Annotated in this window: 23 protein-coding genes, 1 tRNA gene and 1 pseudogene; 9 read left to right on the top strand and 16 right to left on the bottom strand. The window is 32.4% G+C overall.

Annotated features, from left to right (window positions below; all coding sequences use genetic code 11):
- Positions 1–61: 61 nt before the first annotated feature.
- Both EG359_RS02425 and EG359_RS02420 read right to left on the bottom strand, forming a co-directional pair.
- A complete protein-coding gene (locus tag EG359_RS02425; protein WP_076355351.1) occupies positions 62–340 on the bottom strand; it encodes a hypothetical protein in 279 nt (92 codons plus the stop codon).
- 314 nt (positions 341–654) lie between these two features.
- A complete protein-coding gene (locus EG359_RS02420) occupies positions 655–1,269 on the bottom strand; it encodes a hypothetical protein (RefSeq protein ID WP_076355353.1) in 615 nt (204 codons plus the stop codon).
- 125 nt (positions 1,270–1,394) lie between these two features.
- Here EG359_RS02420 and EG359_RS22355 point away from each other — a divergent pair, with 125 nt between their 5' ends.
- Complete coding sequence (locus EG359_RS22355) at positions 1,395–1,532, top strand: hypothetical protein (protein ID WP_164463035.1); 138 nt, start codon at positions 1,395–1,397, stop codon at positions 1,530–1,532.
- Positions 1,533–2,074: 542 nt separating this feature from the next.
- Here EG359_RS22355 and EG359_RS02415 read toward each other — a convergent pair.
- From EG359_RS02415 to EG359_RS02395, 5 genes are read right to left on the bottom strand one after another with little or no spacing between them, the layout of a single operon-like run.
- The gene (locus EG359_RS02415; RefSeq protein WP_076355355.1) at positions 2,075–2,785 is read right to left on the bottom strand and encodes a PoNi-like cognate immunity protein; all 711 of its coding nucleotides are present in this window, start codon (positions 2,783–2,785) and stop codon (positions 2,075–2,077) included.
- A gap of 25 nt (positions 2,786–2,810) precedes the next feature.
- Positions 2,811–4,445, bottom strand: a complete 1,635-nt coding sequence (locus EG359_RS22630; protein ID WP_174567029.1) for a hypothetical protein — start codon at positions 4,443–4,445, stop codon at positions 2,811–2,813.
- Position 4,446: 1 nt separating this feature from the next.
- On the bottom strand, positions 4,447–4,722 hold the full coding sequence (locus EG359_RS02405) for a hypothetical protein (protein ID WP_123867258.1): 276 nt from the start codon (positions 4,720–4,722) through the stop codon (positions 4,447–4,449).
- 56 nt (positions 4,723–4,778) lie between these two features.
- Positions 4,779–5,654 (bottom strand): hypothetical protein, encoded by an 876-nt coding sequence (locus EG359_RS02400; protein ID WP_123867257.1) that lies wholly within the window; start codon positions 5,652–5,654, stop codon positions 4,779–4,781.
- A gap of 10 nt (positions 5,655–5,664) precedes the next feature.
- Entirely contained in the window at positions 5,665–7,773 is a 2,109-nt protein-coding gene (locus EG359_RS02395) for a type VI secretion system Vgr family protein (RefSeq protein ID WP_076355361.1), read from the bottom strand.
- A 723-nt stretch (positions 7,774–8,496) separates the two neighbouring features.
- Between EG359_RS02395 and EG359_RS02390 the strand changes: the two genes are divergently transcribed.
- From EG359_RS02390 to EG359_RS22920, 8 genes and pseudogenes are all read left to right on the top strand, one after another.
- A tRNA-Ala gene (locus tag EG359_RS02390) sits at positions 8,497–8,570 on the top strand.
- Between the two features lie 560 nt (positions 8,571–9,130).
- On the top strand, positions 9,131–10,213 hold the full coding sequence (locus EG359_RS02385; protein ID WP_076355363.1) for a hypothetical protein: 1,083 nt from the start codon (positions 9,131–9,133) through the stop codon (positions 10,211–10,213).
- 22 nt (positions 10,214–10,235) lie between these two features.
- Positions 10,236–10,739, top strand: coding sequence for a DUF4280 domain-containing protein (locus EG359_RS02380; RefSeq protein WP_076355365.1), 504 nt, complete (start codon positions 10,236–10,238; stop codon positions 10,737–10,739).
- Positions 10,740–10,753: 14 nt separating this feature from the next.
- Positions 10,754–13,276, top strand: a complete 2,523-nt coding sequence (locus tag EG359_RS22840) for a M23 family metallopeptidase (protein ID WP_076355367.1) — start codon at positions 10,754–10,756, stop codon at positions 13,274–13,276.
- On the top strand, positions 13,273–14,250 hold the full coding sequence (locus EG359_RS02370) for a hypothetical protein (protein WP_076355369.1): 978 nt from the start codon (positions 13,273–13,275) through the stop codon (positions 14,248–14,250). The genes EG359_RS22840 and EG359_RS02370 overlap by 4 nt, the downstream gene beginning before the upstream one ends.
- A gap of 35 nt (positions 14,251–14,285) precedes the next feature.
- On the top strand, positions 14,286–15,182 hold the full coding sequence (locus tag EG359_RS02365) for a hypothetical protein (protein WP_076355371.1): 897 nt from the start codon (positions 14,286–14,288) through the stop codon (positions 15,180–15,182).
- 99 nt (positions 15,183–15,281) lie between these two features.
- A complete protein-coding gene (locus tag EG359_RS02360) occupies positions 15,282–15,803 on the top strand; it encodes a hypothetical protein (protein ID WP_076355373.1) in 522 nt (173 codons plus the stop codon).
- Positions 15,804–15,826: 23 nt separating this feature from the next.
- A pseudogene (locus EG359_RS22920) lies at positions 15,827–16,480 on the top strand (DUF6882 domain-containing protein).
- A 330-nt stretch (positions 16,481–16,810) separates the two neighbouring features.
- Here the strand turns inward: EG359_RS22920 and EG359_RS02345 are convergent.
- The 9 genes from EG359_RS02345 to EG359_RS02305 all read right to left on the bottom strand — a co-directional run bounded on the left by EG359_RS02345 (position 16,811) and on the right by EG359_RS02305 (position 23,467).
- The gene (locus EG359_RS02345; RefSeq protein ID WP_123867255.1) at positions 16,811–17,053 is read right to left on the bottom strand and encodes a hypothetical protein; all 243 of its coding nucleotides are present in this window, start codon (positions 17,051–17,053) and stop codon (positions 16,811–16,813) included.
- The gene (locus EG359_RS02340) at positions 17,050–17,850 is read right to left on the bottom strand and encodes a hypothetical protein (protein WP_076355381.1); all 801 of its coding nucleotides are present in this window, start codon (positions 17,848–17,850) and stop codon (positions 17,050–17,052) included. The genes EG359_RS02345 and EG359_RS02340 overlap by 4 nt, the downstream gene beginning before the upstream one ends.
- 153 nt (positions 17,851–18,003) lie before the next feature.
- Positions 18,004–18,408, bottom strand: a complete 405-nt coding sequence (locus EG359_RS02335) for a hypothetical protein (protein ID WP_076355383.1) — start codon at positions 18,406–18,408, stop codon at positions 18,004–18,006.
- A gap of 20 nt (positions 18,409–18,428) precedes the next feature.
- Positions 18,429–18,983 (bottom strand): SMI1/KNR4 family protein, encoded by a 555-nt coding sequence (locus tag EG359_RS02330; RefSeq protein WP_076355385.1) that lies wholly within the window; start codon positions 18,981–18,983, stop codon positions 18,429–18,431.
- A gap of 85 nt (positions 18,984–19,068) precedes the next feature.
- On the bottom strand, positions 19,069–19,815 hold the full coding sequence (locus tag EG359_RS02325) for a hypothetical protein (RefSeq protein WP_076355387.1): 747 nt from the start codon (positions 19,813–19,815) through the stop codon (positions 19,069–19,071).
- A gap of 616 nt (positions 19,816–20,431) precedes the next feature.
- Positions 20,432–21,097 carry a hypothetical protein gene (locus tag EG359_RS02320; RefSeq protein WP_076355391.1) on the bottom strand — a complete coding sequence of 222 codons (666 nt, stop codon included), beginning with the start codon at positions 21,095–21,097 and terminating at the stop codon, positions 20,432–20,434.
- A 234-nt stretch (positions 21,098–21,331) separates the two neighbouring features.
- Positions 21,332–21,871: an HD domain-containing protein gene (locus EG359_RS02315; RefSeq protein ID WP_076355393.1), complete on the bottom strand. Its 540-nt coding sequence runs from the start codon at positions 21,869–21,871 to the stop codon at positions 21,332–21,334.
- Between the two features lie 71 nt (positions 21,872–21,942).
- Positions 21,943–22,716, bottom strand: coding sequence for a hypothetical protein (locus EG359_RS02310; protein WP_076355395.1), 774 nt, complete (start codon positions 22,714–22,716; stop codon positions 21,943–21,945).
- A gap of 142 nt (positions 22,717–22,858) precedes the next feature.
- Complete coding sequence (locus tag EG359_RS02305) at positions 22,859–23,467, bottom strand: GNAT family N-acetyltransferase (protein WP_076355397.1); 609 nt, start codon at positions 23,465–23,467, stop codon at positions 22,859–22,861.
- Between the last annotated feature and the right edge of the window lie 241 nt (positions 23,468–23,708).

Genomic DNA, 23,708 nt, shown 5'->3' with positions numbered 1-23,708 from the left:
GATTAACATAGAAAGGTACAACTGCCTATTACCGGCAGCTGTATTCTTTCTCATCATTTTACTAAAGGTTTCCTCCAGTATTACCTCCTCCGGTACAGGTTTTTGAACAAACAGTTGTTTTGGTGCAGATGGCAATCCCTAAAAAGTATTTTGTCACATGCTTGTAAGTAACCGTACAATCACCTTCCTTTTGTGTAGTATAGGTGGTACAGTAATAAAAGCATTGTGTAGACATTTCGCTTTTCGGGTTTGCATTTGCAGTAGCTGTAAGGCTGTTTGCACTAACTCCTGTTGTTCCAAGTGCTGCTAAAAGCACTCCTGTAAAAATGATTTTTTTCATTTGTGTTAAATTAAAATTGTTAAAAAAAAAGGTTCTTATTAAAAATTTATTGAAATAGAATATAGATGAACGAAGATCTTCGTCCCCTCAATTCTGTTTGATTATTAGCCTATAGGTTTAAGCTTAAAAGAACAGAAATACAGGTCAAATTGATGAATAACAGTAACGTTAAAAGTTATTTTAATTTCATTATAAAAATCTCTTATTCATGTTTCTGTTTTTATTCATATTCTAAAAAATCAGATAATATAATTCCTGTTCTCTCGGTTTTAACCGAAGAAAATGGAAAATAAATTTTAAAGTTTTTTGATATGTTAGCTGAAAAAAGGTGGCGCTCTTCCAGAGAAGAAAGTCCGGTATCTTGTGATAATTACTGGAGAATAAAAATATTTTGATTTGTGTTTTAAGAATCTAAATGAAGCATGTATTTTAATAATGTCATTTGGAATAAAGAAATATTTTGGCATAACCTGCACGGGTACAGATGCTGTCGGAATGAGATTACAGAAAAGGAAATGAGAATCTTGTTTTCCGGTGGAAAAAGTTATTTCTGCTTGATCTTGTTTTTTTTTCTTTTCAGAAGTAGTTTTGCTCTCTGCAACAGATTTCTTTTTATGGGTATGTGCAAAGTTTTTAGTTTCAGGTTTACCTGAATTAGCTGATTTCACATTAACCACCTCATAATTGCTTACCGAATCTAAATTAGAAACCACCGCATCCGAAGAAATATAAATTTTAGCTTTAGAGAGCTCCGGCAAAGATTCATTATTGGTTGGGATTAATTGAGCATCACCATGTAGATCTTCTAAAATATGGAGCTCAGCAAGATAAAAAGAGGAGATAAATAATAAAAAAACACTAAACACTCTCACTATAAATTGTGAGAACGTAAGTGTTCCTTTTTCATCATTTCTAAGCTTTTTTTCCATTGTGTGTTATGTCTAAAAATTTAGACTCCACAAATGAACAAAGAAAGAAACTAGTTTCAATAATTTCCATTATATCGAAAATATACTACTATTTAATAACAGCTTTAAAATCAATAATATAAATAATGGATATTTGGAAATATTTTGCTGATATTCTAAAAATTGTTATCCAAATTTCTGAAGTTGATTTGAAAAGAGGCCCATTTGGCCGTTTCGATTTTCCTTATAATATTGTTGGAAAACCATTATTTAAATGGGGATAAAGTCTATGAATGTTTGAAATTTAAATAGACTGACTAAATGATTATACTTTTGTTGGCAATCTAGACTCTCCTTTTTTAAGCTTTGACAAGAGTCATATATTTTAACAGGTTTAAAGAATTTTGTTGTTTCATTAAAAACAAAATCTGAATTTACTACATAGAAAAATCCGACAAAAACGCCGGCAAACAAAAACTACGGAGATGGCAAAAGAATGCCTTTTTAAGTTTACTACCCTCCATAAAACAAAATCTCCGGAAAATCCGGAGATAAAAAACACAAATGATGAAAAAAAATTATTTCGAGTTACTAAATAAGGTATTTTTTACCATCCAAAGCGTTAACAAATTCATAAAATTAAGCAATTGCTTACTCTCTCAATAATAACTGTTTACCTTGCAGTACTTTATGTTACTCATTTAATCCTAATGCTTTATTAACTAATAAAATGCATTAGATTTTGCTAGTTGAATATACATTCAAACATGTTTAACAAATTATGGTAAATATTTTACTTAAAAAACCCAATAATTTTTAAATTATATTAATCTTTCCAGTGTACCAAATCATAGGGATAATATTGCTGTTCTTTTAAAGAAGCATCATCTAACTGAAGGATTTTCACCAAAGCAGCACTCTCGAAACTCCAATATCCTGCATAAGTATCATGCTTACTTTTATGATTATCATACCACCCAGAATCTGAATGACCTTTATACCATTCTGTATCAAGATATTTTTTCAGTCTAAGTATAGCATCATTTTTTCTGTTATCCTGAGCAAGGATAATCACCTCATACAAAGCTTTATAGGGAATAGGAAATCTAAAACTGTCATGGATATTTTTAACTTCGATTCGATTGCTTAGAAAAAAATCTACAAGATAATCATCAGGGTTATCTTCCTTAATAAGATGTACCAGCTTATTGAATTGCTCTTCATTTATATCTAACAAAATACCAATAGATATCATCCATAATAGTTGAACATAAAACGACCTTGAATTATAAACTAGTTCAAACCATTTTAATGATTCTTGATAATCTATTGCTATATTTTCAATAGAATCTCCATTGGAATATTTGCTTATCAATATATTCCTTGTAAATAAATCAAGAGTAACAGCACTATTGACATACCCTTGTTGTGGATTTTCAAGACTTTCTATTTTACCAATATATTTACTTTTTCTGTCAATTGTCTGTTGAATATATTTTTCAAAATAATTGCTATCTTTTATTTTATCTCTTATCATATTATTTTTTTATAAAATTACACATTTATGGCCATGGTCCCGTAACATTTCCACTAGAGTCTATTGTATAAGTTGTAACATTACCATTGGCATCAACTTTAGTTAACACTCTTTGAACATTTCCTGGATTATTTTCCAACTCGAATCTAATATCATCTGCTTTATCAGTACCAACGGCATTTTCTAATCTATCCCCCCCTAATATCCAATTATCACCCATCTGTGGACCATCCTTGGTATTCTTACTAAGATCCGATGAACCATATTTTGATTCAGCAATGATATATTGAGGAGGAGGACTTGCATTTTCATAAACACCATCTATTCCTTGATGTCCTGTTTCATCAATATTACTAATTCTTTCATGTAAAGGTGTTAACTCTGCTGGTTGTCCATTAATATCGTTAATACCTTCAAAATGCTGATCCATTTTCATTTCACCATAATTGCCTTTCCTTGTATGGTTTCCTCTTTTATGCCCCTCATAACCTTCCAATGGAATAGTACCGTCTTCAACACCAGCGATTTCATTTCTTTGAGATTGTGAAATCGGATCTCCTTCAAATGCACCGTATTCACCTTCTTGTCTAGGGCCTTCAACATCCTGTACTTCAGCTCTTGTACTGTTTTCATCATCTCCCTTATTCGCTTCTGCATCATCTGCTCTCCTTTCAGAGTCTCTAACAGATCCGTCTGGTTCATTTTTTAACTTATTTTCTAAATCTCGCTTACCCTGACCAACTGGAGCAAACATCATTGCCATACCAACATAGTCCTGCCAACTAGCGTGCTTCTGATTCCCATTTTCATCCAAAACTACTCCGCCGGTAGCATCTGAATAAATAAGATTTGCTGAATCCCAAGCACCAGTTTCCATTGCAACTGTTCCCTTCCAGAAATCTGCTTCAGAAGCCTGACCAGTATTTCCATAGGTTGCAGCGACATTTTGTAATCCCATTACACCACGAAGTGAAAGACCAAATGCTCCAACACTTTCTATAGCATTTACCACAAAATTTTTCGGCATTGATTTCGCAAACTGCCATGCAGCCTGTCCAATACCCCTCATTCCTCCACTGGTAAACGCACCGGCCCCACCAGCAACAGCGGCGCCTGCCATCCCTATTGCCGCTCCGGCCATCATACCCTCCATTAATTTCCCAGTATAATTTGCAAAACCCAATGCTACTGCCTGGCTCCAGCTTTTTATTTCGGGGGCAAATTTAATAGTACCTCCAACAGGGCAGGTCATTATATGATCGCCAGTAATTGTTTTAACGCCCTGTACAATATAATCTTTTTTACTGCCAACCCATTTTCTTGCCTTTGCAGCAATCTGCCCACATAATAGCGTTCCCACTATAGCGCCCCATGCTGCTCCTGCCAAACCTGCCAATGCGCCAAGTGCAATCAGGGCAGCACCACCGGTAGCAACTGTCATCGCAGCTATAACGACCACTGCAGCGGCTATGATTGCATAAATCAACATCAATCTTGTACAGCCAAAATCTATCCAGCTACTTGTGGATGTATCTCTCACAGTAATATATTTCTCCCCAGACAACTTTTTTACGGTCTTCTGGGTGGACTGAAATTGTGCAGGTACAGCACCTGTATCACATTTCCAGAAGTCTTTTTCAGTGATGATCTTGTTTCCCATTTCACATCACTTTTTCTAAAATTCGTGTTCTTTTGTTCCAGGCTAATCTAGTTTTCCTGCCATTGGTTAATAGCTGTATACTAAAATCAATTTTTTTTATCCCCTCAAATTCAAGACTTTTTATAGGTTGATCTATTTGTAATCCAATGCTATCACACAATATGCCCCCCTCTTTCCTTTTGGAATAAGATAAAATGATCAAATGTCCAAAAAAAGAAAAAGAATTATTCTTTTCAATTAACCTATTGGATTTATCTGAGTTCTTAATCGTTTTCATATTGTTCATTTATGTTGTTATGGTATTCCTTTAATTACTATTTTTTATAAAAGTAATTATATGGTTTTCTGTTCGTTCCTCTGTTCAGAATCACTAAGCATACTGTAATTAACAATATTGTATAACTTCTTTTCATCTGCAATCTCTAACTTGCTGATCGTAGCTTTTTCCAACTTTCCTTTACTGAAATCTATCTGGCGTGTCTCAGTTTGTTCAAGCTTTACATTTAGATTATTTATATTTATTTTATCCTCGAATTGCTTATAAGCAGTATTATGAAAGCCAGAGGTAAAGGAATCCTTTGGAAGAAATTTTGTTGAAACTCTTATAGATTCACTAAGATGAGAAAGGTAAACAGGTGCCTCAATTTTCATATTCCAGGTAATGTTTGCAGTATTAAATATATTGGTTCCCGGAATGCTCTTACTGGCTGGGAGATTTATTCCAAATATACTTCCAAAGTAAACAGTAAAAAATTCATTTGCTTGCACTGCAATCTTTATTTTCTCAGGATCTGTAAAAATGTTATCATTGAGAATAATAGCTTGCTGTAAGTCTGGGTTTCCTGCTATGTGTTGATCCATTTCTGCCTTGGTTTGCTTCCATTTTGAAAGAATAAGGTCATAATTGAGAACTGAAATAACTTTTCCACTATGATCCAGGGTCAGATGCAATTCATTATACATTCTCCCGAATACCTGACTTATCACCGCCACCTCTTTTACCATAGGACTGTTTGTTTCCAAAAGCTTGTTATCCAGCTGAACCAGTCTAATTTCAATATAATCTTTTTCAATTTTCAACACATGGAAATCAAACCGAAGCTGTACTTTGGATGTTACATATACGTCAACACCATTAATCTCCGATTCGATCACAAGAGTATACTGTTCATTAAAGGTTTCTCTTAGTAGAATTTGTTTTTCCTGCATTGTATGGATTTTAATTAACGAATACATCTCCTCCATCCATTTTAGTTTCTCCTGCAATATGGTTTTTAGGGGAATTTACTGTTATGGTCTTGCCTCCTTTAATTCCTACACCATCGGTTCCGCCAACACCTACGGCCTTACCATTTATGAGAATTGTTCCGTCGGTATTCAGAGTTATACTGCTTTTTCCTGTCTTAAGAGTGATTTTTTTATCACATTCTAAAGTGATATTTCCACTTGCATCCATTTTAAGCATTGAATTGGCCCCTCCCCCATCTTTACCACCTACATTGATAACATTTGTACTACCAGCGTTTACAGTATGGTTGGTATTTGCATTGGTTGTAGCGTTTCCTGCACCATCAAAATGCATATTAGCACCACCTTGGTCTTTCAGATTCATGGACCCGGCACCATTATCATATTTTAGTTCAGCACCACTTCGTCCGCTGAAACTCATAACATTATTTCCTTCCCCACCACCAGCTCCAATACCACCATGATACATTCCTCCCATAACGAAAGGTCGGTCTGGATGGAGATGAACAAAGTTTACGATGACTTGGTCTCCGACTTCGGGAATGGACATAAATCCACGATTTTTTCCAACCTTTTCACTGCTTCCTGCATCAGGAGACATTACTCTTATAAATTCAGTGGTATTCTGCCCACTTTGCCAGTCAAGTTGAACCTGTACACGTCCCTGATTTTCTGGATCTGTATTGGAAATTACTTTCCCGAATTGTGGTTCTGCAACAGGAATAGTAAATTCTGGTCTAGGGATATAACCGGTATCAGCAGCTATTGCCTGAAATGAACCATCATAATAACCTCTTGCATCTACTTCATGAGTCACTTCAATCAGCATTAATTTGGTAAAATATGATGTATCATTAGAATCCGTCTTTCTCATTTCAACATCAGCGAGGCAGCCAGGGTATAGAAATGGAACAGTTGTATTTCCAGAAGTAACAAAAACTTCTGATGCTTTACTGCCTGCTGTTCCTTTTTGTGAAGCGTCAATATCCATAAAAGAAGATGCTCTTATCGGAGCAACTCTTAAAGACGGTGTTTGAAATGTTCTTTCAGAGATCTCGTAGGCTCGTTTTGCTATATCAGAAGTATGATTGATTTTTGAATCTCCACCTTTAAATTTCTCATTTTTGCTACTGTTATAGCCATAGAACGAAGGATTAACATGCTGAGCCTTCATCTTAACCTTAATATCAGTCAGGTTACTTCCATAGGTCAACTTTACAGGCTTCTCCTGTGGTGGCAGCTGACCAAAATGCAGTACTTCACCATCATAGAAAAATTGTTCACCATAAGCCTCAGCAATTCTTGCCAAATAATTGTAATGAGTCTCTTCATATTGAGAACTATAAGGCACATTACCCTGCTTTGCATCTACTCTAAAATCAAATTTACCATGTCCCAAGCCTTGTTTAATTACCTCCGTAGCAATGCTATTCAGGCTCATAGGCTGGGCCCCACCAAAACTTTGAATATGTGGAGCTGCATCTAACAATATTGTTGGGCTGGAGCCGGACAATACAAGATTTCCTAAACTTCCTTTTTCTTGGCTAAAGCCAACTTCTGTAATAACTCCTACAAAATTCCTTTCAGGCCCATCTTCTACATCTTTATACTTAAATACAACAGTAATTCTTTTGCCAAGGAGATTCTGCGCTTCTTCAAGATTATGGTTCTCTGGGTTGCCAAATGTATCATGAGCCAGAATAAGCTCAAAATCATGATGTTTTGTCGCACTCTGAACCAATTTAAAATGCTTAAAATATTTAATTGCTTTCCCTTCAACATGGATATCAAGTCTTACAACCCGGTTGATTCCGACTATCGCATTCTCTGGGATACCTTCAGCATTAAATATTTTTGAAGTGGGCTGCTGTGCCCAAACTTTATTCTTTATTATTGTTGGAGCAGTGGGAATCAAAGGCTGATTCATAAAACTTTGAGCTAAACTACCCGCAGTTTTAATATTTGATAGCACTTTATTGGAAGTTGGAATATTGGTTGCTATCTCTTGGATATTCGTTGCAATATTTTCTTTTGTTGAATCTGCTCCTGATTTGGGAAGATTCTTATCATCTTGAAACATGACATAATTTTTTTCGGTTGTGCTAATTACGGATTGGAACTATGTCCAAATAGATGAGACTATTTAGTCAAATCACAGTCAGTAAAATAGAGGCCTCCACAGAATATTTACTTGCTTGACTGGATAGATATGCAATCGGGGAGCTTTTAGTTGGGAATTAAAGCTCTTCTTAGCTACTTAAGGGAAGTGCAACTTTAGATTGAGTGGTATTTATTTTCATAAGTTTTTTTAATTGATTTGGTTATGCAATATATTAGGTCTGAATTTCACCCACAAATGAATTAGGGGCAAATTTAAAATTTGTAGTAGTTCTACGACTTTTGCATTTCAAAAATGCTCAGTTTTATCTGTTACTATCAAAAGAAATATTATCTGGATAAGGTAGAACACACGAAACTACTTGTATTTGAATTAGTTTATATTTTGTCCCGAGAATTTTACCAATTCTTGGCTTTCATAAGCTTTACAAATGTATATATTGTGCATTTAAGACCAATAATATTAAAATAAACCTGGATAATTTGAATATCTTATTAAGGGAATACAATCTTTAAAAAAAATCAAAAGACATGACAATAAGTAAGCGTAATAATATCAAATATTAATGTATCACTCGGATCGGAACGTACAATATTGTAGTTATACCCAATTAAAATTACGGAATAAAGAAAAAAACATTTGCATATACCAATTAAATACTTACTTTTGTACCACTTAAAAAACGGGGGATTGGCGCAGTTGGCTAGCGCGTTTGACTGGCAGTCAAAAGGTCACGGGTTCGAATCCCGTATTCTCCACTTTTCAAATTAAAGAGAATTTGTAAATTATTGAAAATTAAATAATTACACTTTCTCTTTTTTGTTTTTGTACCCAAACTTTTGAAAAATGCTTTTTTGAATCTGTTTGAATCTAATTAAACCTATTTGAACTTTAAGAGTTACAACTGAGTTTATTATAATGCAAATATACTACGATTTAAATAATGTCTATCACTCTCAAAATAGTCAAACATTAAACTTTTTGCTGTAGCTTCCAAGTCTATCACAATCCAATTAGGAATATTAAACGTATCATTTTCTTACATTCATTGTACAAAATCTTCATCAGAAGAAAACTCACAGTAATTAAAAATTGTTTCCATATTCATGCAGGCTTTGAAAAGCCATTTTTCAGAGATTATCCAATAAGTTTCGTAAACTTCTATATCATGTTCAGAATCGTTTATTTGATATGCAATTTTATAAATCTCGGGAAATAAAAATTTTCTTCTATCAGTTCGTAGTTTTCATAATCCTAATACCTAGATGACTTTTGAATAATTTTAATTATAATTGTCATCATAAAAAACACAAATTCAATGATAATTTATTACACCAAATCAGGACAATCCCTTGCTGATCTCTGTAATGAGATACAGCTTGAAAACCCTGAGTATTTAAAAGAGTATCATAATCAAAATTGTTCTTTATCCGAACGTTTTGATGGTGATATTGTTCAGGGAATGAAAATCTATATTCCATCATCAACTGAAATTCTTGAACTCAACAAAAAAATCAGAGACAATAATCAAAGTTTTTATGATTTCCCAGCAAAAGGAAAATTTCTTTTTGACTTTAAACTCTGGGAGGGAAATTATCAAATTATTCAGACTACCTATTCAGATGATACAATCCTAGCGAAATATGAAAACAAAGTAAGACTAGATCTTGAAGGAATTAAAAATGGGCATTATCACTTTCTCTTTTCAGCATTTGACTTTAGAAAAAATGAGGACATCTCAGATTCCAAAGTGGACACCCTTGCAAAAATTTGCATAGAGGTAATCTACCCAATCCGATATATTATAGATCCTGAGGGAAAACTTATTAATATAGTACTGACAAAGAAAACAGAGGATATTGTTTCTGAATTGGATTCCATAAAGAACTTTTTTCCAGATCAATATTCCTCTGATTATATTGAAAAGATGAAAGGTATCATTGAAAGTCCAGAAATCATTTCACAGAAGTTTAAAAATACACTATTTAATTCTTTTATGTTTGGTGAATTCTACAGAACTAAATTAGGAAGCTGGACGAATTCAAATGTTTACTATGATTTTTATCCCTGGATCTTTGATGCTCAACCGATACGATTTGAATTTCAAAACATATTGTTATCTAAAGATATTGTAGATGATGAAAGAGTAAAGATTCAGCAAAAAGGTACTTCTATTGATAGTCGAAATCTGGAAGGATTATACTTTACAGATTCCAAGTTTGATGAGAAAACAGATATAGAAAAGAAGCCTATAGATTGTGAACATTTTGCAGAATATCTTTTTAACCGAGAAAATTTATCATTGTATAAAATTGAAGCAAGGTTTCAATATTTCGGTCATGAAAACACCCGAAGAGAAGATTTTTTATTAGAAAGAATTACAGATAATTATTACATTTGAAAAACACCAAAATCACAATACGATGTCAGAAAATTCATCCCCTCACGATGGTAAATATTTCGTGATCCAAAAAGGAAAAGCCCAATGCAATAAAGGCAATCAGTTTCCACAGTTTAAAGTAACCTCTCACCAGAAACATTATTGGAATAACAAAGAAGGACAAGCGGATTATTTAGCCGTTACAGAAGATGATCTACAATTCACCCCACCAGGGCCTAGCTTTGGGCAGTGCAAGCTGAAACCAAGTTCAGGCGGTTATTTACCTTGTGCTTTTGCTCCTGCTGGAAAATGGCAGAAATCTTATGAGAAAGTAAAAGTTATGAATAAAAGCTGTATTACAGAGCTTTCTGAGCTCATGTGTACAACAGGAGGCAAAATTACGATAAAAGAACATGGGCAAACTGCGGAGATCACCCAACAGAATGTTAGGAATGCAGATCCAAAACAGCAGCAGAATATTAACCCTTTGCTTGACTATAAAGAATTTCAGGATGAACAGGAAGAAGATGTAAACATCTGCGAATAAACACAAACACAAATATGGGAAAATTAACAATCATTGGAAACGATAAACCTGTGATTGGAAAACAGGAAATGTATTCTGTTACTACAATAAATGGCTGGCTGAATCCTTTACAACCTATTAAAAACCCTTTGCAAGTACCCAAACCCCATTGGGAAGTGATGGTACAGACCAAAACAGGTTGGAGAAAAGGCGGAAGCGATAAAGAAGGGCAAATGGTTCCTTATATTTTCGGACAGAAAAGTTTATTTCATAAGGGGATAAAGATCATTGTACGTCAGGGTGAAGACTATGGAGAACTGATTGTACATCCACAAAGAGCTAAAGAGCCTAAAATAACCAGGGTGGAACTTCTGGATGCTAACTATAAACCTATTCCAAAAGGTAAAAAGCTGAGTTATAAAGATACGATTATTGCAAGAGCCTATTGTGTAGAGATGTTCGGGATGAATATTTCTTTCACCCTTTGGGAAGATGATGCTCAGGGAGAAGGACACAATTCTACAGTAAATGCTTTGAATAAAATAAATCCTGTCCCTATTCTTAGCAGAGTAAATGAAAAAGGAATGGCAGAAGCTGTTTTCAGATTACCTTTTTACACAATGGCTGTAATGATTGCGAATGCACGCACTGCATCAGGTGATAAAAGCGAGGGATCTACTCACGAATATTATGTAACGGCTGATGTGGTTAGCAAACATATACAAAAAGCAAGTCCAAACGTTAATGTAGTTAACCCTACTCATAATCCAGAACCTCCAAGAAAAAGAGAGGTTTCTAAAGGGCGTACTCCCGCACCAGCAAAGCCTAAAACAACTCCAGAGAAGCCCAAACCTAAACCTGATGGGAATTCAGCAAAATTCCCAGTTACCACAGGCGGAAAAAAGAGTGATGATCCACAAGGAAAGATCCTAAGTGCTGAATTTGTTGATGGAAAAGGAAACAAACTCCATTCTTCCAAAGTTGGAACAGCTGTAGCTGTAAAAATTATGGCAAAGGAGATGAAGAATAAAAAAGTAAAGATCAAAATATGGGAGGAAGACAATTTCAGTTGGACTAATGATTTAATTTATGAAAAGGATTGGGTGTTGGTTGGGGATACTAGTTTTGTAGGAGTATTGTTAACAAAAGAAATGTTTGACAAAGCCAAAGGAATTGGCACTGATAGCAGTAGACAGGATTATTTTATAGAAGTGATACACAATGATATCTCTGTAAACTCTGCCGTGATGCTTGTGAGTGCAGATGCTGAGCCTACAAAGGTGGAGACTGGGAATAGTGCAACGATGGTGAAAGAACCGAAGCAAGGGAAAGCTCCTTCTGGTTGTATTTGCCAGCAGTATGATTTAGTCTGGGGTAATAAGATTGATTGTAATGAAAGAAAAAAAGTTATTGAGGTCGCCAAAAACCTGAATATCGACCCTAATTGGTTAATGACAGTGATGGCATTGGAAACAATCGAGACTTTTAGACCGTCTATAGATAATGGTGTTGGATATGTAGGTTTAATTCAATTTGGAAAAGATGCCGCTGTAACTATTAATACTACACAAGATAAACTGATTAAAATGTCTTTTATAGAACAAATGTTTTATGTTGAAAAGCATCTCTCACAAAATAGATTTAAAAATAAATTTAAAACTTTAACTGATTTGTACTTGGCCGTATTATATCCAACCGCAAGTGGGCATGGAAGTGAGCCAAATTATGTAGTTTTGCATGGAGCAGCTTATAGAAGTAATCCATTATTTTTCAAAGAAAAAGGAGAATGGGAATGGGCATATAAAACAAACAAAAAGGGGAAACAAATAAGGTATAAAAAGTATACAGATCCAAATGGAAATACTTATGTTTGGGAAGTCGCTATGGTAGCGCAGGAGGTTTATGATAGAGGAAAAGGAAAAAAAGAAGATAAATTTACTTGTGGAGTGAATAAAAAGAAACCCACTATTAATGAAACATGTACAAAAGATGGATCACAATGTTTTGAGTACAATGATGTAATAGAGAATCCTAAAATTAATGATCAAAGCGGTATCAAAAATCATAACAGATACAGAAACGAACCAAGAAAAAGATCAGATGGGTCAGAATATTATCATACTGGAACTGATATTCTTACAGTAGTGGGAACAAAAGTCCACACAATGATGTGTGGAGAGGTTGTACATACTAGAAAAGATCTTCCGCAAGATAACTATGTTAAAGGCTATGAGAGTAAAACTAGCTATGGGAACTCAATAACAATTAAATCGAAAGATAAAGAAGGAAAAATTGTATATCATTTTTATGCTCATTTATCAAAGGTAAATGTTAAAGTTGGCCAAAAAGTTAAACACGGCGAAGTTATTGGGTTTTCAGGAAGTACTGGAAATGCAATGCATGTAGATATCAAATATCGACATGTACATGTTGAAGCAGGAACTAGTTATTCTACTAAAGGTGGAAGTGATGGGAAGCAAAGATGCAAAATAAAGGCAGATTTAAACCCCGAAAATTATATGAAATCTAAATTTGATAAAAAAGGTAATACATTATGATAAGAACAATAGGTATTTTATTGCTAATATTGAGTTTAAATTCCTGTAAGGAACAGAGTGAAAAGAATAGAGGAAATATCAATGAAATAATTCTTAAAACAGAAAAAAAGACTGATTTAAAAATTCCAGATTTTATTGATAAAAAATATTTTCACGGATACCAATTGAGTCCTACATCAGATTTTCCAATATTAACTCATTCGGATAGAAATATTGGGAGTTTTGTTATAAGTTATATAAACTATAATATTAAAAACCAAAAAGAATGGTTTGATTTTGATATAAATAATAACATAATTGCAGAAGATTATCCTGATGAAAAATATTTTACAGAAATAAATAAGATAATACAAAAAAAATTAGAACCTCAATTAGATAATTATGCGATAATTGCAGAATATATTCCACCAAAATATTTAGATAATAAAACACTTAGCTATATTTACCCATATAAAAAAACATACTACCTATATAATAAGGAGAAAAAAAATTGGGACTTCATCAGTGAAAAAATAATTACTGATGGATCTGATGAAAAAAATATTACCAAACTAGTAGAACTTAATAACATGATCGGCATTAAAGAAAATAATGATATTAATGCCCAAATAAATATTTCAGCCAAATGGAATGGTACTTATAATTTCACAATAAATGAAAAAAGTGATGATTGGAGGGATATGCAGGATGTAAAACTAACTATTAAATCTGACTCTGTAATCTTTCATGTTGAAGGATATCAAATAGCACAAGATTACAAGCTTAAAATTAATACAGCAAATAATAATCATTTAGCATTATATTATGACAGCTCTATATACGGTGATGAAAGTGCTGTATTACAGAGAACAAAAGATTTTGGCATTGTTACTTTTGATAATAATAAATATTTTTGGAAATGCCCCTATATTGATGAGAGTTTTACAGATGGAAAAAAGAAAACCTATATTTTGAAAAAGGAAGCATATAAGTGATAAAGTTCATAAAAAAGCTTTAATAAATTCAAAAAATGCAAACAAATAGACTCATTTTTTTAAACATCCTTATAGTACTATTGATAGGATGTAAAAAAGAAACAAATGCACAAAATAGGGATATCCTAGATACAGTCAAAACTAAAAAAATTGAGGTATCTAAAACGAATTATTTAGAGAGTCTTCGATACAAATCGTTTGTCGTGAGTTGTGGTGGAGGTTGTGCAATGACTTATATAGCAAATAATGTCGAAAAAGATAATTCTGTTTTTAAAGTGAAATTTACGGTTGAAATGTACACTAATGAACAGTTATCAGACACTTATAATGAAACTTATTTATTTTTCTATGATCAGACAGGTAAAATCAGTAAGATCATATTAGAAGGCACAAAAAATAATGCTTTAGAAACTCTACCTAGTGGAGCTCGTAGATCGTTTATAGAATTCAGCCAAAATTTAATTAAAGCGACTTCACCAGATAATCAAAATAAGTCAGAAGAAAATAAATTTATTGTGGAAAAAAATCCCAAAAAAGTAAATTTACCATTTAGTTTTTATGACTATTTTAATGATGATTATTCTGAAAGCAAATATCCAAATTATGAACTCAAACCCTTTTTAATAGATTTTTTGAAGAACAATAGTTATGATGCTGAAACCTATAAAGGTCTTGTGATACATTCCGATGAAAATTTTTTGTACCTACTTATTTCAATACTTAGGGGTGATTCAGAATATTTTGTCTTAGTAACAACAAAAAATAATGTAATTATTGATTACAAAGAGATAGGTTTAATAGGTGACGAAAACCCAGTTACTTTTAAAATATTACCAAATTTTATTATTGAAAGATATAATGGTAATGGCCCTAATCTCAATGCTCTTGAAAAATTTAAAATTAATGAAGCAGGTAAAATAATCAAAGAATAAACGTTCTTTTAATTTTTAGTAAAAACTAAAGAAGGATATATTCATAAAAGCAGGATAAAATCAAAGTGATGTATTTAGTTTAGTAAGAAACTATCAGTTATGAAATATTTAATCGGCTTATTAATTGTTTTTTTTTCAATATTTAGCTGCAAAAAAAATAACCAGAAAGAAATTAATCAATCATCTGAAAAACTCCCAACAGAGTCAAAAAATCATGTAGTATTTAAAAAAGAAAAAGCAGAAGACCTATCTAAGAACCCAATGATAGCGCAAAAAATAAATTGGGATGGTATTTACTGGCTTTATCCTTATAATATTGACAGCGAAAAACAAGGAAACTACTACATAAATATTTCTAAGGACAATAATGAATTTGGATTTAGTGGAGATATTCAATTTAATTATAAAATTAACTGCAAATCCACAGATAATAAGTTATACATTTTTGATAATAATCAATCAGCTACAGATCCATTAGCGGTTATTTACAAAGAGAAAGATAAGTATTATATAAAAAGTGATTTGATAAAAATGGAACGTACCGATTTAAAAGAAACTAAAAATGGCTACCCAATACGTTGGGCAAAATCAAGTGATGATGTTCCAGACTCTCCTCAGTAATTAAAAAGAACTATAAATGTAAAATGAATTACGAAAAATACAACAAGCAAAGTTTTGATAATTTAATTCAAATTCAAGAGAAGTTTAAAGAAACTTTTGAAATTGATTCGTATGCAAACTGGTTTTATGACGGTGAAACAGAACTTTTAAGGTTGTACAACAATGATGACGATGAGATATATTTTAAGTATGTTTCTGTAGGAACTTACTCTTTAAAATCAGAAACATGAATGTGGAGCTGGTTTAATAAACATTCCATTGAAAAAAATAAAAATCAGCTTTTGGTAGTTAAAGAATTTGGAAGTGAAAATAATTATGAAAAACTTCATAATGGGACTTTTTCAAGTGATGAATATGATGGTTGGGAATTATCGTCAATCTGCTTAAATATTGTTAACGGTATAGGTATTTATAAAGTCAATACTGATAATTTGGATGTATTTATGTTGATTACAAATCTTGTTGATAAATCTTCACCTGAAATAAAAAAGTTAAAACAAAAAACAGTTGATTGTTGTAGTCATGGTTATTCAAGACCTGCATTTGTTTGCCAAAACGCCATCAAGCAAAACTCTTTTCTTGATAAATTCCAGAAATTTTGCATTTGTCTCGAACAGCAGAGCGTTATGTTCGGCTCCAAAAGTCTTGATGCTTCCGGAATTATAGTTGATACTTAAACTATCTTCCGAGATATGAATATCGGGCAAAAATGCGTGAGCTCCAACCTCGGGAATTGTTTTTATTTCCTTATAGCCTGGTTTCTGTTGCCCAAAACTTAACACAGAAATCAAATTAAAAGTTATCAAAAGTAATAGTTTATTCATAATATTTTTTAGTTTTTTTTATAAGTCGGTTTCAAGATATAGATTTAAGGAGAAATCGGGATTAAAAGCCAATAAACCGATCCCTAATTCTGACGTTGTTTTTTGCGAAAAGCAATGTGCCGATAGCAAAATAAGCAGTAATGTTAGGAGATGTTTATTGAAATTTTTCATTTTATTTTTGATTTAAATAGCCTCATTGCTGGTTAATATCAATACTAAAAAAAATACAACAATTGAAAGCACAGGAACCAGCACAATGGTAAATGCTTTAAGCCAAATACTCTTATCAGACAATGCTACCAAAACCATCCCCGTAATTGGAATAATCAACCACAGCCAGCTGTATCCCAAAAGGTAAAACAAGATTGTTCCGGAGATTATCATCAATAATCCCAGAAAATATTGCAAAGATTTAATTTTCATCATTGTGGTTTCTCACTTTTTACTGCTGTACTATCAACATCTTCTACTGGTTCTTCATCCAGTGCATCTTCATCATTATAATGCTTAATATCATCTGCTGTGTACTGGTAATATTCATCAAAGGTTTTGGTTTTGGAGTTGTAAATTAAAACGTTTTTGGAACCTTTGGTTTGCTTAATGATACCGTCAAACGGAGCCCGAATGAGCTTCATTTCATCCATATAGATTAAATCGCCTTTGGAAAACCGCTTTATGGTTGGCAATTCGTTACCAATGTCTTTATAATAGAGCAGATTTCCTTCTTTGGTAATGATGAAAATTGCACTGCTTTGGAAATCTGCTTTTTCCAGCAAGAAAGCCATTTGTGTATCGCCTTCGCCTGTATAATCGCCATATGCAATTACTTTTGATGAACGGTCTTTTATTTTGGTGAAAAAATGTTGGTTGCCGTCTTCATTGGTATAAAATTTATTGTCGAGAAAAATTTTCACAATAGCCCGTTTAAAATGCTCCGGAATTGTGTTGTATTCGGGTATGGTAAATATGGCACCACTCCATTGTTCAAGCTCATTGTGACTGGCCAAACCATTCATTATACCTGGGTCTGCAGTATAAGCCCCACCTACAGGTTCATCTGCCTGCCGTTGTACATAACTGCCATATCTAAAAGCCAAAACACCCACTACTGCCAGCAAAATAATGGCTAGCAATACAAGCAAAATAATTCTCTTTTTGTTTTTTGGTGGATTTTCCTTCGCACTATTTTGTAATTCGTTCTTGTTAAAATCAGGTTGTTCCATCTAAGTATTCTTTGGATTTTATTATTTCTAAACCAAAACTATTAATTGATGGAATTGGATAACAGAACCTTTTACAATTCGCTGGGGTTGGTTTACAATTCGCTGGATTATGAACCAATACCACTCTCCTATTTAGGGTTTAATTGCTTTAACCTATTTCCAAGCCAAAGCCCTACCAGCAAAGTTGGTACACCGCCAAATAGTAAAAAAAAACAATATAATGCTGAAAATACTAGAAATGCCATTAATGTCGGCATTATCGCTAAACCCCAGAAACAATGTGGCTGCAATGATACCGACTATCAACAGACCGAAAATGATAATAACGCCAAAATATTTTTTAAAAGGGCGAAAAGCCGATAGCCAATTTGGTACAAACCAAGCCAAACCAAAACTGGCGTTACAACCAAAAACAATAGATGTTCCACACCATTTGAAAATTTCAATAGTTTCCTTTAGATTAAAAAATAGCGTATAAAAAAATACAAATAACGCCAAGGCTCCAACAATTTCGGTGCTTAGTGCTTTTAGAATATGCCGTCTTATTTTTGATTTCATTGGCAGTAGTGATTTCTCGGTTAGTCTAAAATGAATTTCTTTGGATAGTTTTCAATTTTTTCAATTTGAAAATATTCATCAAATGCATCTTTTGGGGTGGTTTCATAAAAGTCTACAATTTTGCGGAAAAAAGTTTCTAATGTTGGTGCAATTACATTTCGGTCGTTGTCGGCGTGCCAAAATTCTATTAATTGCCCTTTTTGTTCCGTAAAAATTCCTTTTAGGTCATAACAAATACTGTCGCCACCTCCATTTTGAAAAATGGGTATCCAGTTTTCGTTCCACCAATTTTCGATTTCGAAATCGAACCCAATCATCGATGTAAGTTCAGAAGCGTCATAAAGGGCTTGATGCAAAGGAATAAAACAAGAATTATTCACAAACGCCTCATAACAGTTGGGGTTTTGCCCGTTTTTCCACAGGTATAGCGTTCGTAAATCTTTTGGGATTTCAATTTTATAATATTCTTCTAATTTATCTAATTGCGTGTCGTTCAAAGGTTCATTAAGTTCTGAATAATATTCAGGCCTTAATGTCGATAAATATTTGTCTAATTTTTGAATGATTTCTTCCATTTGGTTTGGTATGATATCGTATTGAAAATTTATTTAGATGCTTTGCTGAATAACGGCTATAAATCAAATCCTCATTGGCGATTTTTTATCCGTCGTAGTTCATTTCTGTTACTTTTTGTTCATCCATTTCGATATCAAGAATATGGTCTGGTGCAAAATCATCTCCTGCTGAAATTTCAGCGAATAAATTCCCATTGACTGCAACACCAATATTTACACTTAAAATTTCTAACGTGTCATACCAATTGTTGTTTGCTGTTTCTTCTGTTACTTCGCTCAATTCATTATTATAAAATTCTATCAGTTCAATTTTACAGTCGCCTAACAAAAAAATATAGTCAATTATTTTGTTAGCATAATCTTCAATCTTGTGATTTCCGTAGATTGAAATTTGTATTTTTTTGTTTTCTACGATTTTATTGAACACAACAACTTCTTTTTCAATAATTGTAAATGTATTATCTCCTCTTTCGGATTTTACAAAATCAGTTATTGAAAGTTTTGTTTGTTCGTTTTTCTGTCTAAACTTTCTGATATCCTTTATAGCAAAATTATTTTTGTGTGATTTTGCCTTTTCTTCCATCAGATAAAGTTTTGAAGTTGTTTTTTTATCAATCAAATCTGCTACAGATTTAAAAACCTCGTAAGCTGATAAATGAAAACCCAATAAGCTATAAACATTTGAGAGGATTAAATTATCATTAGCAGTTCTTTTAGAATTTTCTAAATCGTATAATAAATCATATAATTTATCAATACTTTCTTTAGAAGCGTTAGATTTTCTGAATTCATTAGAAAACTCAATATAGTCTTTTGTAAAATTTTTTTCCATATATCTCTTCAGGATTAAAATGGTTTTTCAACATTAATTTCGTTATTTATGATAATGACAATATCGAAGCATTACTGTTAAATTTCGCACAAAGGTCTATAGAATTAATGCTGTTGAATTTTGCACTTCAGCCCGCCTGACGCAAAACCCTTGTTAGCGGTAGTTTTTTATTCACTTCGTGTTTTTTCAATTATTTTTCTAAACATTAAAAATTGTATCGTCATAATAAATATATAGATTACCGAAAAAAAATTAAGCATTTGGAAATTAATCAACTCCGTAAAAATCATATAAATAATACAAATTGATGGTAATCCTAAAAATGTCAAAAACGATAAATATAATTTATTCCTTACTTTTTTTATAAGATTTAGAAGAATTGCAAAAGAAAAAATAATCATAGCAATAAAGTAAAAAAACGAAAAACCAAAGTTTAATAATAGTTCAAAAAACTGTATCCATTTTTCAAATGAATTTCCATTAATTGTCTCCGTTTGAGAAATAGCAATTCTATAAGCTACAAACAATATAATGCTTATTAACAAATTAATTATCCAAAATCTAATTACAATTTTTTTCATTTTTTTTGACGTAAAACCCTCGTTAGCGGTAGTTTTTATTGATATTCAATCTTTCTAATATCTATCTGTGTTACCGACCTTTCGTTTTCTGGACCAGAAATTGTAGTCCTCTCTATCCAATTTCCTTTTTCATCGTATTTATATTTAAACTCTATTTTTTCGGTCATTTTCTTTCTATGATAAAACTCTTTGTCCAAAACTTGAGCCTCTTTTATATCTCCGTTTTTATTATAATAAATTCTATGAATCCAGAGCGAGTCAACCAATTTATTATTCTTAATCAACATTCTGTATGTGAAATTATTTATATCCTCATATTTGATATTAGAAAATGTATCCAACAATAGTTTTTCATTTTTAAATACAATTTTTCCATTGCCATCTTCAGCATATGTTTGGATACTTCTGCTTACTAAATCGGATTGTATTAATTTGAATTTCTTGTCATACAAGAGTTTAACTGAATCTATTGTTCCTTTGTAATATCCTTTATAATTTTCGCCATCATTTCCTGCAATTGTAGAGTCTATAACAATCCAATCTACCTTTTTTATTTTATCTATTAAGTCGAACTCCAAAGCATCATCACTTAAAAAGTGTTTTGGTTTATCAGTTTCAGACTTTGTCTGTGAACAAGCTGAAAGACATAAGAAACTTAAAATAATTATAAGACATTTTTTCATTTTTATTTTATTCATCATTTGGTTGTTTATCGGTTCTGCAAAATTACCGCTAACTTATTTATATGCGCTACAAACCTTCGCTTATCCACACTATTTTAGCTGTATTTGCGAAGTTTATTACTGCAAGTCAAATGTATAACAATTGGTGTTTTCTACCGTTCACCATTTACAATTCGCTAGTTTTTAAACTTTAGCCAGCTTGACACAAACGGCAAAGCCCTCACCGAAGGTAAACCCTTTTTGGCAATAGTGCTAAATTTCAAAGTTGTTTTGCCAATTCAGTCTCTTGTCAGAACCATTGATAATTTGAGATATAATATTATCTATTTTTAAATAAACTGTCCAATAATCGATATTTGTCAATTTAGAAATTTCTGCAATAACTTTTTCTTCGAGTTTGTCAATTCTTTGTCCCTTCCAAATTTTGTCTGCTAAAGTAACTATTAAGTCTTCAATGGCTAAATTTTCATTTTCCCAATCTCCGTGAGTTATTGTAAAACGGGCCAAATTCTCTTTAATGCCATAATCCATCAAAATTTTGTAACCGGTTTGCTCGTGTTGCTTTCCCTTTTCTCTTAATTCATTTTTTTCTATAATCTTTCCTATGTCGTGTGTTGCAGTTCCAAATACGATTTCATCGGTAAGAAGCCTTAAAGTTGGAAACTCAAATATTATCTTTTCGGTTAAATCTAATCCTAAATTGTAAACCAAAATTAAATGGCGGTTAAGCAAAATCGGACAATGTAAATCGTCTAAAATAGATTGAATGTTTTGCGGAATTTTTTTATACATAATTTTCTTAACAGGGGCTTCAAAAGCATTACTGCCAAAGGTTTTGGTATTGCTGAAGGTGGCTTTTTTTATTATTCCAAATATTCAATGTATTTTAAAAACAAATAATTTTGATTTTTAAATACCCCAGCCAATTTGTCAAATGTATTTTCGGTTGTGCTGTACAATTTTGACAAGTCAGTAATTAACGCTTTTACTCTATTTTCTTCTAAATTTCCATTTCTTATAAAACCTAAAAACGAAGCACCAATTCCAAAAAGTTCAAAATTGTAATTTTCAAAGAGATGCTTAGCTAAAGCGTAGTTTTCAAAAGGATTTAGGTCGCTTTCAAAGTATCCGTTTGGAAATCCGCACATTGCTTCGTATGATTTTTCAACTGGAACGATTTTAAGAATTATTTGGTCGTCTAAATATTCAAATGGCGACTGATTAATATTCTCTAAAATTGAAATTTCGTCTTCATCAATTGTTAATTCTTTATCGCATACAGATTTGAAGTCAATACCTTTTGTTTGTTTGAGGAAGTTTTCCTTTCTGATGAAAAACTCAGACGGGGTTGAAAGATAGCCCAAATGTTCGCCATTTTCAAAACAGGTTTTGTCTAGTCCTGATAAATCATAACCTTCTGTTTCGTCAAGGTCATTTGCGTAAATTGAATGTCCACTGGTATATTCAGCTTGTCCTAAATCGTCAAGTGTCAAAATTATTGTCTTGTCAGGATGATTTTGTTTGTAGGTCTGATAAACTTCAATTAATTCATCAAAAGAATTGAGATTTTCGATAACAAAACTTTCAAATAAAATTTCGTTGTGCGATTGATTTGATGTTAATGGTTGTATTTGCATAAATCTCTGTTTAAAAAAGTATATAATGTTTTGGGCTTTGTGTTCGGGCGGGAAAATCGAAGCACAAATCTTCAATTATGCAGAAAAGGTAAAGCGAAGAAATTTAGTGCCGGTTTTGACAAAATTTTTAAGCATTAGTGCCTTATTTTATCGTTTTTTCTTTAAGTTTCGTTTTCCAAGTTTCATTCCATTCATTTTTCAAAATACTCAAAATTATGGCATCAATCCTGTTTCCATTTTGGTCAAAACTCCGACTTCTTAAAATTCCTTCTTCTGTGCAACCAATTCCTTTCATTGCATTTATACTTCGCAGGTTTTTACTGTTAGCTCCAAGTCCAATTCGTTCCATTCCTAATTTATCAAATGCAAAGTCGAACATTAAATATTTGCAATTTTTGTTAATTCCAGTTCCTTGATATTTTTTCCCGTACCAAGTGTAGCCGACTTCAATTGTTTTCATTTCCAAGTCAATATTATAAAATCTCGTGCTTCCAACATATTCTTTGGTTCTCTTATCAAAAATAATGAATGGATATTGCCTTTCGAGTTGCCTTTGATTGATAGCATTGTCGATGTATTTCAATAAATTTTCTTCTCCGTTTGCACCACCAATATTAAATTCCCAAATTTCAGGTTCATTAATTGAAAAATTTACAAGGTGCTTAAAGTCTTCTGTTTTTAAAGGTCTTAAAACTACAGTTTCGTCTTCTAGAATATAGTCTGTTTTATAATCAAATTTTATTTCGCTCATTTATATTTTTTTACTGTCTTTGTTTGGGTTATTAAATAATATCATCCCATTTATTCATATCCGCTACTCACTAGCGTATATACCTTCAATAGCATTTGTATCAGCACTATTATTTTGCGTTATTCAAATTTAAAAATAGTAGCTTTTACAAATTGCTACCATTTACAATTCGCTGGGGTTCATTTACAATTCGCTTGAAAAATGAAATTTCAGTCCATTGGTTGTGATACGTTTTGCTAAC

Source organism: Chryseobacterium joostei, assembly GCF_003815775.1.
Lineage (GTDB): Bacteria > Bacteroidota > Bacteroidia > Flavobacteriales > Weeksellaceae > Chryseobacterium > Chryseobacterium joostei.
Note: the sequence above shows the minus strand (reverse complement) of the source record. Positions and strands in the feature narration are given on the sequence as shown.